This window comes from Enterocloster sp. HCN-30185, from assembly GCF_037890305.1.
Classification (GTDB): Bacteria; Bacillota; Clostridia; order Lachnospirales; family Lachnospiraceae; genus Enterocloster.
Window position 1 is genome coordinate 1 of the sequence record NZ_JBBKBT010000007.1, and the last position, 14627, is coordinate 14627.

Here is a 14627-nt window from a genome sequence, read left to right on the forward strand (position 1 = left end):
ACACTTTATTCATTCAGGATGACAGCATCTCAGATGCGAAAAAGAAAAATCTGACTCCCTTATCTTCGGCCGCCACTTTCAAAATCCGATGCGTCCTCTTTTGTGATTCGTCCAGAAGCCCCCTGCAGTCAGAATGTTCCGTCTAATGCCCGTCCCAGGTTATTACAGTAAACCTGACCGCAAATATCTGCCTCATAACTTTCACTTCCCATCCAAAGCTGTGGCCGTTCCCATAGTACAGCTTGCTTGTTCCTTTATTGATGAACTTCGCATTATATGCAATCAGGTTGTCTTTCGACTGCCGAAAAATCTGATCCAAAACGGCAACTGGAATCAGCCCGCACTGGATCAGTTCATGAAACACATTGCCAGCCATATATCCACCATAGAAAATCGCACAGAGCCGTACAACTGCTCCCCATTTCTGCAATCATCCGCTTGGATCTTATCATCGAGTAAATAAAAGCGGCTGAGGGCGTGACAAAAGGAATGAAGCCACAAAATCAGATGACATGGAATAGAGAGCCATAAACAGTATCCGTAAGCCGGCTGGCCAATGCTTGATTTCTTATGCTATGAAAAATCGAAATTCACGCTTTATTCACCGTAAAAAGCGTAATTATTCTCCTAAAACTCGTTGTAATTTTTTGTAATTATACATTATACTATATTTGCATTATAAGGACGAAGGTGTGTATATGTACCGAATTGCTATTGAAAAGCTATTAAAATGGAAACAAAGCAAATACCGTAAGCCTTTGATGATCGAAGGGGCACGTCAAGTCGGTAAGACCTGGCTTATGAAAGAGTTTGGCCGACAGGCATATGCGGATACCGTATATATCAATATAATGGAAGTTTTAGAAGAAAAAACCTATCCCTTTCAGGTAAATCAGGATAATCCGAAAATATTCTTTATAGAAAATCAGCGGATAATAATGCAGGAAACAACGTGGTTTGTTATAGGCAGTGTAGTCCTGATTTTAAGTTTCCTGTCAGGACTGCTCTCGCATTTTACGGGGGATTAGAACATTGAAGAAAATTTGAATACAGCAAGGAGGGAAACGTATGGCAGGTTATATTTGTGCCCTTGCAATCAGCTTGTTTGCAGTTATAACAGGGATCATTTTCATGATTTATCCGCTGTATCACAAACATGTCTGCAACGAACCGGCAACGGCAAACGTAATTGATATTCATATGGAGTGGAGGGATGATCACTGGCACTCCTATCCAGTATTTCAATATCAGGCCGATGGAAAAACGGTCATAATACAGCACAATGTCAGCCCCACCTCCTATGAGATTGGGGATCAGGTCGAACTGCGGTATAACCAGAAAAACCCAGAGCAGTATTACATTCCCCATGCGTCCGGTGGGAATTGGATGTTCCTGTTTGGCGGGTTGTTTTTCTTTTTGATGGGGTTTGGCTTTACCGCACTGATCATAAAGGTATGGCTGCTTCCGCTGATTTTGAGAATTTAAACTAATGTAAGATCAGACAAAACAGTTCACTTTAAAAAAACAGCAACCATTTGTCAACCGCTCAAAAAAGGGTTGACAAATGGTTGACAAATCGACAATTATGTATTGCAGCTTCCCCTGTAAACACTTATTTTACGTGGGAAAGGAGGCACACAGTTTCTATCCCGCTCGTAAATGGAAACATATCCACGCAGCACACCTTTTCAACCTTATATCCGCCCTCCTGAAGAGGCACCAGATCTCTGGCCAGGCTGGTAGGTTTGCAGCTGATATAAACCATCCGATCTACCCCAAATTCAATGATCTTTCCAATAGCCTTTGGGTGAATGCCATCCCTTGGCGGATCCAGGATAATAATATCCGGGCGGTCGGTAAGTTCATCAATAACCTTTAATACGTCTCCTGCAATAAATTCACAGTTTTCCAGACCATTGAACGCCGCATTTTTTCTGGCAGCTTCCACTGCCTCCTCCACGATCTCCACACCTACTACCTTGTCAGCCACCGGTGATGTGATCTGGGCAATGGTTCCGGTTCCGCTGTAGAGGTCAAATACTACCTTGTCCTTTGTCTCCCCTATGTAGCTTCTGGCTGTTTCATAGAGAACCTCGGCCCCCAGTGAGTTGGTCTGGAAGAAGGAAAAGGGGCTGATGCGGAAGGTAAGGCCCAAAAGCTCCTCATAAAAATAGTCCTTTCCATAAAGTACCTGTGTTTCATCGCTCTGAACCACATCTGCCAGACTGTCATTGCGGATATGGAGAATCCCTGCAAAGCTTCCCTCTAAAGGCAGTTCCTTAAGCGCCTCCATCCATCCCTTTAACAGTTCCTGCTCCTGAGCCCGTCCGTCTCCCTGAGTATCCCCGGCAAAAACCTCTGTCTGGCCTGAGGTTACAAGAGCGGTAAGGATTTCTCCTGTTTTTACAGCCCTGCGCACCAGCAGATGACGCAGATAGCCTGTATGCTGCAGCTTTCTGTAATATCCGATCTTTCGACTGGAAAAATATTCCAGAGTCGCCTCCAGAATCTGGCAGAAATCAGGATGTACGATTCGACACTCTGGTGTAGTCACAATATCATAAAAGCTTCCTCTGCGGTGCATTCCAAGAGCCAGAGGCCCATCCTTATACTCATCCCCAAAGGAAAATTCCATCTTGTTGCGGTAGCCTTCGTATATGGGACTTCCCTTAATTCCCTGAAATTCGTAGGAATCACAGACCTCATCAATCAGCCCCTTTACCTGCTCTGCCTTAATCTTTAGCTGCTCCTCATAGGGAAGCCCCTGATACAGGCAGCCGCCGCAGATGCCGCCATGGGGACAGGCCCTATCCGGCTGCTCAATCGGTGAGTGCTCCACCACCTCCAACAGGCGGCCTTCACACTTTCCCTTTCTTTTTTTATTGATCACAAAACGAACCTTCTGACCGGGAACTGCATTCTTTACAATGACCCGCTCTCCATCCACATGAAGAATCCCTTTATTTGGAAAATCAATTTTTTCTACAACTGCTTCGCAGATATCTCCCTTTTTCAATACGTTTACTCCTTACTTCTTATGTCTGTTTCAAAGAAACAGCCGGAAACGGATCCGGCTCTTTTCGCCTTTTGTTCCCGGCTGTTACGCGCTGTTTGGAGGATAATTATGCTTCCTGATCCTCTTCTTTTTCTTCCTTCTTTTCCTCTGCCTTCTTTACAGACTCCTCATCCTCGAAGAAATCATCGTCGAAATCGTCGTCGAAATCATCCTCAAAATCTTCCAGATAATCAGGTGTAAAGAAACGGTATACGGCATAGGCAATACCGGCTACGGCAGCTACAGCTCCGATAATAGCCAGAATCCAGAGAATGCAGTTTCTCTTTTTTTCATCCTCTTCTCTTTTGTGCATCAGTTCGTTGATCCGGCTGGTATTCATCAGCTCCTCTACACGGCTTAATGCTTCTTTTCCCATGGCATCCAGTCTGTCTCTGTCAAAACGATTCATGGCATATCCGTCCTTTCTTGCAATAACGGGAAGCCGGGATTTAGAACGGTTCATCCGCACGCAACCCCATTTTAGCTGCCCGGCGCTTCGCTATAACTTATTATAGCATGGAATCATTGTTTTTACTATCCCATTTCTTTTCAGTTTTTCCAATTTTCTGCCAGATATCTGAACATTTATATTTTTTTCAGCTTTGCAAAGCAGGCCATCATTTTTCTCTGACCACCTGTATCAAATTCTACTGTCACCTCGTAATCTCTGGCTCCGTCCACAATTTCCTTTACTGTGCCGTCTCCGAACCGGTCGTGGTGAACCCGGTCGCCCTCTTTATAATCCAGTGACGCTGCCTTTTGAACTGTAAATGACTTTCCAAAGCCGGGGTTCGTCCCAAAGCTCTGACCGCTGCCAAGGCCGCCTTTACCACCTTTAAAGCCCGCATTTGCCGTTCCAAAACCTGTCGTTTTTGAAGCATAGGCATTGTACCCCTTTCCAAAGGTGCTTACCGTGCCGCTTCCCGGCTGATTCCAGGGAAGTCCCTCTTCTCCAGCTCCAAATCGTCCTGACGCTCCGCCAAAACTATCTGCCCCTCTCGCACTTCCAAGCACCGGCTCCAGCCTCTCCTCCTTAAGAAGCTCTGCCGGGATTTCCTCCACAAAACGGCTGGGTTTACAGTAGCGCGTTTCTCCGTGGGTCATCCGCTTTCTGGCCGCAGTAATCACAAGCTCCTTTTTGGCTCTGGTAATCCCCACATAGCACAGCCTCCGCTCTTCCTCCATATCCGTGGGGTCATCCGAAGAAACGGCCATCATTCCCGGAAACAGTCCGTCCTCCATACCTGCCAGATATACTTTGGGAAACTCCAGTCCCTTGGCGCTGTGAAGGGTCATAAGCGTTACCCTGTCTTCTGAGGAATCTACATTATCAATGTCAGCCACCAGAGCTACCTGCTCTAAAAATTCATCCAGAGAAGGATGCTGTGAATCCTCCTCATAGGCGGCTGCCTTATTGATCAGCTCCTGGATATTTTCCATACGGGTCTCCGCTTCAATCTCACCCTCTGCCTTCAGCTCCTCCTCATATCCCGTTTCCTCCAGAATCGCCTCAATCAGATCCTGAATGGAATATTCTTCCGACTGGGCCATTGCCCGAAAGCACTCCATCTGAGAAATAAAACGACCGATTTTCTCAACTGCTTTTCCAAGCCCAGGCACCATTCTCGCTTCCCTAAGAGCACTGTAAAGGCTCATGCTATGTTCTGAGGCAAACATCGTCACCCTTCCCATGGATGTTGCTCCAATTCCTCTCTTCGGCACATTAATAATTCTCAGAACGGAAAGATCGTCTACACCATTGGCAACCGTCTTTAAATAAGCCAGAATATCCTTGATTTCCTTTCTCTGGTAGAAATTCACGCCTCCCACCAGCCGGTATGGCACATTGTAAAAAATACACCGCTCCTCTAACAGACGGGACTGGGCATTGGTACGGTAAAGTACCGCCTGATCCTGATAGGAAAACTCACTGTCTCTGATCTGACGGGCAATATAATCCGCCTCATCCCTTGCATCATCAAACTGTTTAAACAGGATCTCATCTCCTGTTCCGTTGGCTGTCCACAGGGATTTTTCCTTTCTTCCTCTGTTGTGGCGGATCACACCGTTAGCCGCATCCAGAATATTCTGGGTAGACCGGTAATTCTGCTCCAGCTTAATCACTCTGGCGCCGGGAAATGTCTGCTCAAAGCTTAAAATATTTTCAATATCCGCCCCTCTGAACCGGTAAATGGACTGGTCATCATCACCTACCACACACAGATTCCCATATTTGGATGCCAGAAGGCTGATCAGCTTAAACTGAGCCGTATTGGTATCCTGATACTCATCTACCATAATATATCGGAACCGTTCCTGGTAGTAATCCAGAATCTGGCTGTCATTTTGAAATAACTCCACTGTTTTTACAATCAGATCATCAAAATCCAGAGCATTGTTCTTTTTCAGCTGATTCTGATATTCCCTGTAGATCTCCCCTACCTTTTTCTGGCGGAAATCCTGTCCTGCATTCAGAAGAAATTCCTCCGGAGAGATCAGCTTATCCTTGACAGAGGAAATAATTCCCAGTACCGAACGTTCCTTATACTGCTTTGTATCAATATCCAGCGTCTTAAACACCTGCTTCATCAGCGTCTTCTGGTCGTCGCTGTCATAGATGGAAAAGCTGGTGGTATATCCCAGATGTTCAATATAGCGCCGCAGAATCCTCACACAGGTAGAATGAAAGGTGCTGACCCAGATGTTTTCCGCTCCAAAGCCCACCAGAGAATCCACTCGCTCCCGCATCTCTCCCGCTGCCTTATTCGTAAAGGTAATAGCCAGGATATTCCAGGGATTGACCTCTTTTTCCTCGATCAGGTATGCAATCCGGTGGGTCAGTACCCGGGTCTTCCCCGATCCGGCTCCCGCCAGAATAAGGAGAGGACCTTCGGTGTGAAGCACTGCCTCCTTCTGCATGGGATTTAATGTATCATAAATACTCATAAATGTACCGCCTTTTTATTTCTGTCATTTTCGCCTCCAAACAGTATAGCATAAGTGATGACCCAGGAAAAGTCCTTTCGCGATTCCTCTTGCCATCTGGTTTTTAATACTATATAATAGATACAGCAATACAACATCATGTGTCAAACCGAGGTGAATATAGATGAAATCAAACGCTGAACAGCTCTCAGGCCTTATGGAATTTCTAAACTCCCAGACTCATGTAACGCCTGAGGAAATTCCGAACATTGACCTGTATATGGATCAGGTAACTACCTTTATGGAGGAGCATTTAAAGGACTCCAAGCGCTATGAAGAGGACAAGGTCTTAACAAAGACCATGATCAACAATTACGCCAAAAACAACCTTCTGCCTCCTCCGGTAAAGAAAAAATATTCCAGAGATCATATGCTGATGCTGATCTTTATCTACTATTTTAAAAGTCTTCTGTCCTTCCATGATATCGAAACCTTTTTCGGCCCCATTACGTCCAGACATTTTTCTTCCGGAAGCCAGTCCTCCGGGCTTTCTCTGGAAGATATTTACCGTGAGGTCTTTTCTTTGGAGGAGCGTGAGATGGAGCACTTAAAGGCAGATGTTTCCGCCAAATTTTCCCGTGCTATGGACACCTTTAAGGACTGTCCCGCCAGGGAAGGAGAACAGGAGTATCTGCGTCTTTTTTCCTTTATATGCGAACTGTCCTTTGATGTATATCTGAAAATGCGCCTGATCGAAAAAATTGCAGATCAGCTCCGTGAGGACGAACCGCCTCTGAAAAAGAAATAAACCACAGCCGAAAACCGCCCCGGTCTTTGACGGATCATTCATCCGACAGCAAGACCGGGGCGGTTTTCCTATCATCACATATTCACATCATTTATCTGCATCATATTGCAGGATTTCACTTCTTTTTTGCATATGGCGTATTCTTAAGGGGCAGTTCTGTCTCAAAAATCTGATTCCACTTATAGTAAGCGCCTGCCACTGCGGGAGCTGTAGGAATAGAGGTAATCTCACCGATACCGATGGCTCCGAAGGCTACATCCACTCCCGGTTTTTCAACAATTATAGACTCTACCTCAGGAGCCTTATCTGCACGGAACAGTCCCAGAGTTCCATACTTGGCTGTAGGTACGCAGTCTTTTAAGGGATACTGCTCTGTCAGCGCATAGCCGCAGCCCATAACGATTCCGCCTTCTACCTGCCCCTCTGCACTCTTTGGATTTACAACTTTTCCCACATCATGGGCGCCCACCATTTTTTCAATGGTTCCGTCCTCTTTTAAGATGCACAGCTGGGTCGCATAGCCGTAAGCCACATGGGATACCGGATACTCTACATCAGCGCCCATCTTATCTGTCTTTGCCAGATATTCGCCGTAGAATTCTTTTCCATTTAACAGAGCCACTTCTTCAGCCGTAAAGGTAACAGCCGCCGTCTCCGGGCTTTCCTTTGCCACCATTACATTGGACAGGTATGCGCTTGGCATCTCCGTTGCTTCATAACTGCGTCCGGTTGCCTCAAAAAGAGCCCTTCTTAAATCCTTGGCAGCCCTTCTGCAGGCTTCTCCTGTTACCAGTGTCTGTCTGGAACCTGAGGTAGTTCCCGAATCAGGAGCCATGGAGGTATTTGGACGGTGATACTCAATCTCATCCATACTGATGCCTGCACTTTCTGCCAGCATCTGTACCAGAACCGTTCCAACGCCCTGTCCGATACAGGAGGCGCCAGAATGGATATGAACCTTTCCGCCCTCTACGATCAGACGTACACGGCCTGTATCCGGAAGTCCCACTCCTACGCCGGCATTCTTCATGGCACAGCCGATTCCCACATAAGGATGGCTGTAGTAAATATCCTTTACTGCCTCCAGGGTCTCTGCCAGACCGGTAGAAGGATCTGCAATCTGTCCATTCGGCAGCACCTGTCCCGGACGGATTGCATTCAGGTAACGGAACTGCCAGGGATCCATACCGCACATCTCTGCCAGAAGATTGATATTCATCTCCGTTGCAAAACAGGTCTGTGTCACGCCAAAGCCTCTGAAAGCTCCCGCAGGCGGATTGTTGGTGTAAACTGCCTTTCCGTCAATGTCGATCACCTGATAATTATACGGTCCTGCTGCATGGGTACAGGCTCTCTGGAGCACCGGCCCTCCAAGAGATGCGTAAGCTCCCGTATCAGCCACTACCACAGCCTTCATAGCTGTAAGACGGCCGTTTTCATCACAGGCAGTTGTCAGGTCAATGCTCATGGGATGACGCTTTGGATGCACCAGAATACTTTCCTTACGGGTCAGCTTTACCTTAACGGCCCTCTTTGTAATATAGGCAATCAGCGCTGCCTGATGCTGAACCGTTACGTCCTCCTTGCCGCCGAAGCCGCCGCCTACCAGCATATTTTCTACGATTACCTTTTCCGGAGGAAGGCCCAAAAGGATAGAAGTTTCATGACGGGTATCGTAGGTACCCTGATCGGTAGAATAAATCAGCACGCCGCCGTCAAATGGCATGGAAACTGCACATTCAGGCTCCAAAAATGCATGCTCTGTCCAGGGAGTCTCATAATGGCGGGTTACTTTGTATTTGGATGCAGCAATCACTTCATCTGCATTTCCCCTCACCAGATGCTCATGGCTTAAAATATTTCCTGTGGAATGTACAAGGGGAGCTCCCTCTTCCATAGCCTCTGCCGGACAGGTCACAGGTTTTAACTTCTCATACTCCACCTCTACCAGAGCCTTTGCCTGCTCCAGAATCTCCGGTGTCTCAGCCGCTACGAGGCAGATTGCGTCTCCCAGATACCGTGTGGTATCTCCCACTGCGATCATGGTATCCCAGTCCTGCTTTAAGTGACCTACCTTGTTCTTTCCGGGAACGTCATCAGCTGTCAGCACGCAGACAACGCCGGGAAGGGCTTTTGCCTTCTCCGTATGAATAGCCTTTACAATGGCTCTGGGATATTTGGAGCGTACAGCACTTCCGTAGATCATTTCCGGAAAATCCACCTTATCCAGATCATCTACATATTTTCCTGTTCCCAGTACCTTTCCCTCAGCATCGATCCGGTGGACCCTGCTTCCCACCCTGATCATCTTCTCCTGCTCCGCCGGAGCGATATCCTCCCGCAGCATCTTAGCTGCCAGCTGGATCGCATCTATAATCTTTTTATATCCGGTACACCGGCAGTAGTTATTGCGGATCGCATAGGCAATCTCCACACGGCTGGGATCGGGATTTACATCCAGAAGCCCTTTGGCGCAGATTACCATTCCCGGAATACAGAAACCGCACTGAACCGCTCCCGTTTCTCCAAAGGCATATACATACACATCCTTTTCTCTCTGGCTTAAACCCTCTACCGTTAAAATGTGTTTTCCCGCCAGACGGCCCATCTTCTGTACGCAGGACTTGGTAGCTTTTCCGTCAATCAAAACAGTACAGGTACCGCAGGCGCCCTCAGAGCAGCCGTCCTTTACAGATTTCAAACGAAGATCATTTCTTAATACGTCCATCAGCTTCCGCTCTTCATCCGCTTCCACTTCCTGGCCATTAATCCATACTTTACAATAAGAGCTCATAAACTCCCTCCACTTCTACATCTGACAAACGAATTTCTTCATCTGTTCTTGCTTTTGCTTCAGCCGGAGCCGCCCATGCCATCCCGCAGCCTGCGCTGATCTGCCGGGGAACAGGGATCAGACGGCCGGGAATCCCATGCTCCCTGGCGCACTGCTCCATTTTCATGGCTTCTGTTGTAGTGTGAAATGTATACACTGCCTTTAATGTCCTTTCCCTTGCCATGGCTTCTCCTTTCTTTCGTTATATCCTCTCGAATATAACGTTACTTTTTTAACAAACGTCTTGTGTATCAGGCCCGGAGGGAAATCCTCCTCCCCTCCGGGCCTGCTTTCAGCTTTACATCGAAGCTCTGTCCTTTTTCCCAAATATCACGAATTACAGAATCAGATAGCTGTAATCCCGGATTACAGTTTCAATGATCTTTGCAATTCCCTCAGGAACTCTCTCATCTGCTGTTCCGGTCTGGTAAGCAAACTCATTTCCCTGAAGCCGTACCTTACATGCTCCCTTTTCAGCATCTAACACAGCAAAGCCCTGATTGGTGCTGTCTGCCATGTCGGCCTCATTTGCAAAGAGAGTAAACTTGTCAAGATATGGAGCGCTGTCCCATGGACAGAAGCTGCGGCAGTTTCCGCACTCGTTACACATATAGTCCACATGGATAATCTGATGCTTCTCCATGCCCGGAACTACAAGGGCAATATTTGCACGGTTGGGGCAGACCTCCATACAGTTCTCACAGTAGCTGTTGCAGGAAAGGCATCTTCCGCTGTCTGTTCTGCTTTCATCCTCTTCTGCCAGATTTCCCTTACGGTACGTGATAACCTCTTCATCAGACATCTTAAAGATATCCTCGGAAAGATCTCTTCCGATAATAGCCTCTGCAGCCTTCTTTCCGTCCCGGATGCCTTCTACTACAGTAGCAGGTCCGAAGAGGCCGTCTCCCACTGCATACACGCCCTTAAGGGAGGTTTCCAGTGTATCCTGATTTACCTGAGGACGCTTTCTGGAATCCAGGGCAATACCGTTTGCTTCATAGAAGCCGGAAGGAACCTTCTCGCCTACTGCTGCGATTACAGTATCTGCCGGAACCTCTACGATCTCATCTGTCTCAACAACGCCTCTGCGGCCGCTGGCATCAATATCGCCCAGAACCATCTTTTTACAGATGAGTACACCGTTTTCCTGACGGACCGGAGAGAGAAGCTCTGCAAACTCTACGCCGTCCTCGATTGCCATTACCAGCTCTTCCTCATCCGCAGGCATATAGCGTCTGGTTCTTCTGTATACCAGAGAAACCTTTTCAACGCCTGCGTTGCGCTTTGCAGCTCTTGCTGTATCCATAGCTGTATTTCCGCCGCCGATCACTACTACGTTTTTGCCCAGGTCAACCTTTCCGTCGGTTGCCTTAAACTGTGCTAAAAATTCAAGGGCATTAACCGGCTCGCCTGCCTCTAACTTCAGTACGCCCGGCTCAGAAGCTCCCAGAGCCAGAACCACATAGTCGTAATCCTTCTTAAGCTCTTCAACAGACTGGATCTCCCTTCCGGTTACCAGCTCTGCTCCCATAGCCTTAACGATCTCTACATCATTGTCAATGGCGCTGTCAGGAATACGGAAGCCCGGGATTACGTTGCGGACAACACCGCCCATTTTCTCTTCCTTTTCAAATACAGTTACCTTCATTCCGCCCTTGGCTAAGAAGAACGCTGCTGCCAGACCTGCAGGGCCTCCTCCTACTACAGCCGCCTTCTTATCAGAAGAAACAGCCGGAGCCTTAAGCTCTTTCATCACTGCCTCATAGCCGCCCTCGGCGCACTCTAACTTGGTTCTGCGGATATTGACAGCTGTCTCATAGAAGTTTCTGGTACATTTGCTCATACAGTTATGAGCACAGATCGTACCTGTGATAAAAGGAAGAGGATTCTTATTTAAGATAACCTTCAGCGCTTCCTCATGCTTGCCCTCTCCTGCCAGCTGCAGATACCGGGTAATATCCTGATGGATGGGACAGCCCTCCTGACAGGGTGCAATAAAGCAGTCTACCAGCGGAACCGGACTGTTTACCTTTCTGGACGGAAGAGGCTTTACAGCCTTTACATGATGCTTATCGGTTCTTGCACCCTCTACCAGAGCTCTTACCTTTGCGGCATCCACGCCCTCAAATACAGGAGCCTGCTTTGCCTCAAAGATTCTTCCGATCTGCTCCAGTCTCTGATAGCCTCCGGGCTTTAACATGGTGGTTGCCATGGTTACAGGCCAGATACCCGCATCCACGATCTTTTCAATATTAAAGTAATCCGCACCGCCGGAATAGGAAATCCGAAGCTTTCCGCCAAAGTCATCTGCCAGCTTTAATGCTACGGACAGAGACAGGGCATAAAGAGATTTTCCGGACATATACATCTCTTCGCTTGGAAGCTCGTTCTGCTTTACATCTACCGGGAAGGTGTTGGTGATCTTTACGCCGAATTCCAGTCCCTTCTCATCTGCCAGAACCTGCAATCTCTTTAACATGGGAACTGCATCCTCATACTGAAGGTCATCCTTGAAATGGAAATCACCGAAGGCTACATAATCATAACCCATCTCATCCATAATGCGTCTTGCATATTCATATCCAAGAAGCGTAGGGTTGCATTTGATAAAGGTATGTACGTGCTTTTCCTCGATCAGATATCTGGCAATGCGCTCGATTTCCTGTGGAGGACATCCGTGAAGGGTAGAAAGGGTAATGCAGTTGCACACATTTGGAGAGATTCCCTCTACATCTTCCTTGGTCAGGTTTTCAAAGCGGTCCAGATTGTCTAAGAGCCACTGGCGGCATTCTGCAAAAATCGGAGCCTCAGAAGCATCCTTCATGCCTTCGATAAAACGGTCGATTTTCTCTGTCTTAATGCCCTCTAAGTCATATCCCACAGACATATTAAACTGGAACCCGTCCATAGAGCCAAGGCCGTACTCCCTTGCCAGCACCTTGCAGGCGAACCACGCCTTGATATACTCATCATATGCCTGAGGCACATAGAGCTCTGTAGACCACTCACAGTTATAGCACTCATCATCTGCCTTGATACAGGGTTTGGATACGGGAAGATCCTCGCCGTCTAATTTCTGCACGGTCTTTAACTCAAAGAAGCGGCTGCCGGACACATAGGATGCCACAATATTCTGTGTAAGCTGCGTATGGGGACCTGCTGCAGGTCCGAAGGGAGTTTCAAGACCTCTTCCGAAAATAGTGCTCATCTTCTTTGGATCAGCGGCAAAGGGCTTTTTAATTCCGAAAATGGAGCCCTTCTTATGCTCTTCAAGAATCCAGTTCATCAGTTTTCCAAAAGGAATGGGTGTCATAATGTCGCTCATATTTTTCCTCCTTCACACGACCAGGTCCCAGCACCGGAAACATCCATTTTCCTTCTCTTGTCCGGCTCAGCCGCCCGGCCATAAAAGACCGGGGTGCTGCTTTCCCGCCGCCCTGTAATCGGCACTTGTTTTATTTTCTTTGATGGATTATAATCAGCCGTTGATGGATTTTGCCAGATCTGCGGCTGCGTTCCTTACTTCATAGAGAACCTTCTCTTCATCAATGCCAAGCAGCTCCCTGTCCTTCATCAGGATCTTTCCGTTGCAGACCGTAGTCACAACGCTGCGTCCGGTCATGCCGAATAAGATATGGCTGTTTACATTGGATGCGTTCATTGGGGTTCTTGGTATGTAATCTGTTACGATCACATCTGCGGCTGCGCCCTCCTTTAATACGCCCAGCTGCTTTTTAAAATAGCGGTTGGCAATCTTTGCATTGCCCTCGAAGAGCATCTGCGGAACCTCGCCCCAGGCCGCGTTAGCGTCACAGAGATGATGCTTGTGAAGAACATTTGCCACCTTGTAAGACTCTAATATATCCTGAGTATAGCCGTCTGTTCCAAGTCCTGTCAGGATGCCTCTGTGAACAATCTCCATGGTTGGAGGACAGCCACAGGCATTGCCCATATTGGACTCAGGATTGTGCACTACCATCGTATCCGTTTCCTTAATTAATTCCATTTCATGAGGATTTACATAGATGCAGTGGCCCAGAAGGGTTTTGCTTCCCAGAATATTTTTGTCCATCAGACGGTCTACAATGCGCTTTCCGTATTTCTTTAAACAGTCATGGAGATCCTCAATTCCCTCAGCTACATGGATGTGATAGCCTATCTCCTCAGGCTTGTTGGCAGCTGCCAGATCCATCGTTTCATCAGAGATGGTAAACTGTGCATGCATGCCCATCATACCGGCAATCATATCTGTATCATCTGCAAGGGCATGGCGGATCCATCTGGCATTTTCCATCACAGACTCTCTTGCCTTGTCCATGCCGTCACGGTCTGAAATCTCATAGCACAGGCAGGTACGCAGACCAAACTCCTTCGCAGCGTCCTCGATGGCAAACAGGCTGTCCTTGATCTCGCCAAAGCTTGCGTGATGGTCAAATACGGTAGTCACGCCATTTTTGATGCAGTCCATATAGGTAACTCTGGCACTCTGGCGTGTCTGCTCATTGGTCAGATGGCGGTCGATGGTCCACCACATTCCGTCCAGGATATCTAAAAATCCTTTTGGATCATATCCGTTAATGCTAAGGCCTCTTGCCATGGCGCTGTAGATATGCTCATGGGTATTAATGAAAGCCGGCATGATGACGCCCCCCTTTGCGTCAACAAACTCGGCGTCAGGGAACTCTTTTTTCAGGGTTTCCAGATCGCCCACCTTCTTAACTGTGGTTCCGTCGATCACTACTGCCCCGTTCTCAAAAAATGGCTGTTCGGCGTCTCTTGTAACAAGACGTCCATTTCCGATCATCAGCATATGGTACTCTCTCCTTTTTTGTTTTGTTACCCTTATAGTAACACTATAAAAGTCCATTTGCAAGGGTAAAATACAATTTTTTTTAGTTATACAAAATTTTTTTGTAAAAACCTCTTGCAATTACATTTTTTTGTGCTATGATGGAATCATAAACAATGCGGTTGCATTTTGCAAAGTATCATTGTACAAAGTAACC

General features: G+C 47.4%; 11 protein-coding genes. 3 read left to right on the forward strand and 8 right to left on the reverse strand.

The features are described from left to right. Positions 1 to 142 precede the first annotated feature (142 nt). A complete protein-coding gene (locus WKT10_RS09070; protein ID WP_340276781.1) occupies positions 143 to 430 on the reverse strand; it encodes a hypothetical protein in 288 nt (95 codons plus the stop codon). A 268-nt stretch (positions 431 to 698) separates the two neighbouring features. Here WKT10_RS09070 and WKT10_RS09075 point away from each other — a divergent pair, with 268 nt between their 5' ends. Beyond that, positions 699 to 1028, forward strand: a complete 330-nt coding sequence (locus tag WKT10_RS09075; protein WP_337933866.1) for an AAA family ATPase — start codon at positions 699 to 701, stop codon at positions 1026 to 1028. A gap of 40 nt (positions 1029 to 1068) precedes the next feature. Further along, positions 1069 to 1485 carry a DUF3592 domain-containing protein gene (locus WKT10_RS09080; protein ID WP_337933868.1) on the forward strand — a complete coding sequence of 139 codons (417 nt, stop codon included), beginning with the start codon at positions 1069 to 1071 and terminating at the stop codon, positions 1483 to 1485. Between the two features lie 127 nt (positions 1486 to 1612). Here WKT10_RS09080 and rlmD read toward each other — a convergent pair whose 3' ends face one another. The 3 genes from rlmD to WKT10_RS09095 form a co-directional block, all read right to left on the reverse strand. Next, positions 1613 to 3016, reverse strand: coding sequence for a 23S rRNA (uracil(1939)-C(5))-methyltransferase RlmD (gene rlmD, locus WKT10_RS09085; RefSeq protein ID WP_337933869.1), 1404 nt, complete (start codon positions 3014 to 3016; stop codon positions 1613 to 1615). Between the two features lie 106 nt (positions 3017 to 3122). Continuing rightward, positions 3123 to 3464, reverse strand: coding sequence for a hypothetical protein (locus WKT10_RS09090; RefSeq protein ID WP_066550662.1), 342 nt, complete (start codon positions 3462 to 3464; stop codon positions 3123 to 3125). Positions 3465 to 3640: 176 nt separating this feature from the next. Next, the gene (locus tag WKT10_RS09095) at positions 3641 to 6001 is read right to left on the reverse strand and encodes an ATP-dependent helicase (protein ID WP_340276784.1); all 2361 of its coding nucleotides are present in this window, start codon (positions 5999 to 6001) and stop codon (positions 3641 to 3643) included. Positions 6002 to 6164: 163 nt separating this feature from the next. On the opposite strand from WKT10_RS09095, the gene WKT10_RS09100 reads away from it, so the two are divergent. Beyond that, positions 6165 to 6788 carry a DUF1836 domain-containing protein gene (locus tag WKT10_RS09100; RefSeq protein WP_066547144.1) on the forward strand — a complete coding sequence of 208 codons (624 nt, stop codon included), beginning with the start codon at positions 6165 to 6167 and terminating at the stop codon, positions 6786 to 6788. A 115-nt stretch (positions 6789 to 6903) separates the two neighbouring features. Here WKT10_RS09100 and xdh read toward each other — a convergent pair whose 3' ends face one another. The 4 genes from xdh to ssnA form a co-directional block, all read right to left on the reverse strand. Then, positions 6904 to 9582: a selenium-dependent xanthine dehydrogenase gene (gene xdh / locus WKT10_RS09105; protein WP_066547142.1), complete on the reverse strand. Its 2679-nt coding sequence runs from the start codon at positions 9580 to 9582 to the stop codon at positions 6904 to 6906. Beyond that, positions 9566 to 9805, reverse strand: coding sequence for a DUF3343 domain-containing protein (locus WKT10_RS09110; protein ID WP_337933513.1), 240 nt, complete (start codon positions 9803 to 9805; stop codon positions 9566 to 9568). The genes xdh and WKT10_RS09110 overlap by 17 nt, the downstream gene beginning before the upstream one ends. Positions 9806 to 9958: 153 nt before the next feature. Continuing rightward, positions 9959 to 12946, reverse strand: coding sequence for a putative selenate reductase subunit YgfK (gene ygfK / locus WKT10_RS09115; RefSeq protein ID WP_340276790.1), 2988 nt, complete (start codon positions 12944 to 12946; stop codon positions 9959 to 9961). A 153-nt stretch (positions 12947 to 13099) separates the two neighbouring features. Continuing rightward, a complete protein-coding gene (ssnA, locus tag WKT10_RS09120; protein WP_340276792.1) occupies positions 13100 to 14431 on the reverse strand; it encodes a putative aminohydrolase SsnA in 1332 nt (443 codons plus the stop codon). Positions 14432 to 14627 lie beyond the last annotated feature (196 nt).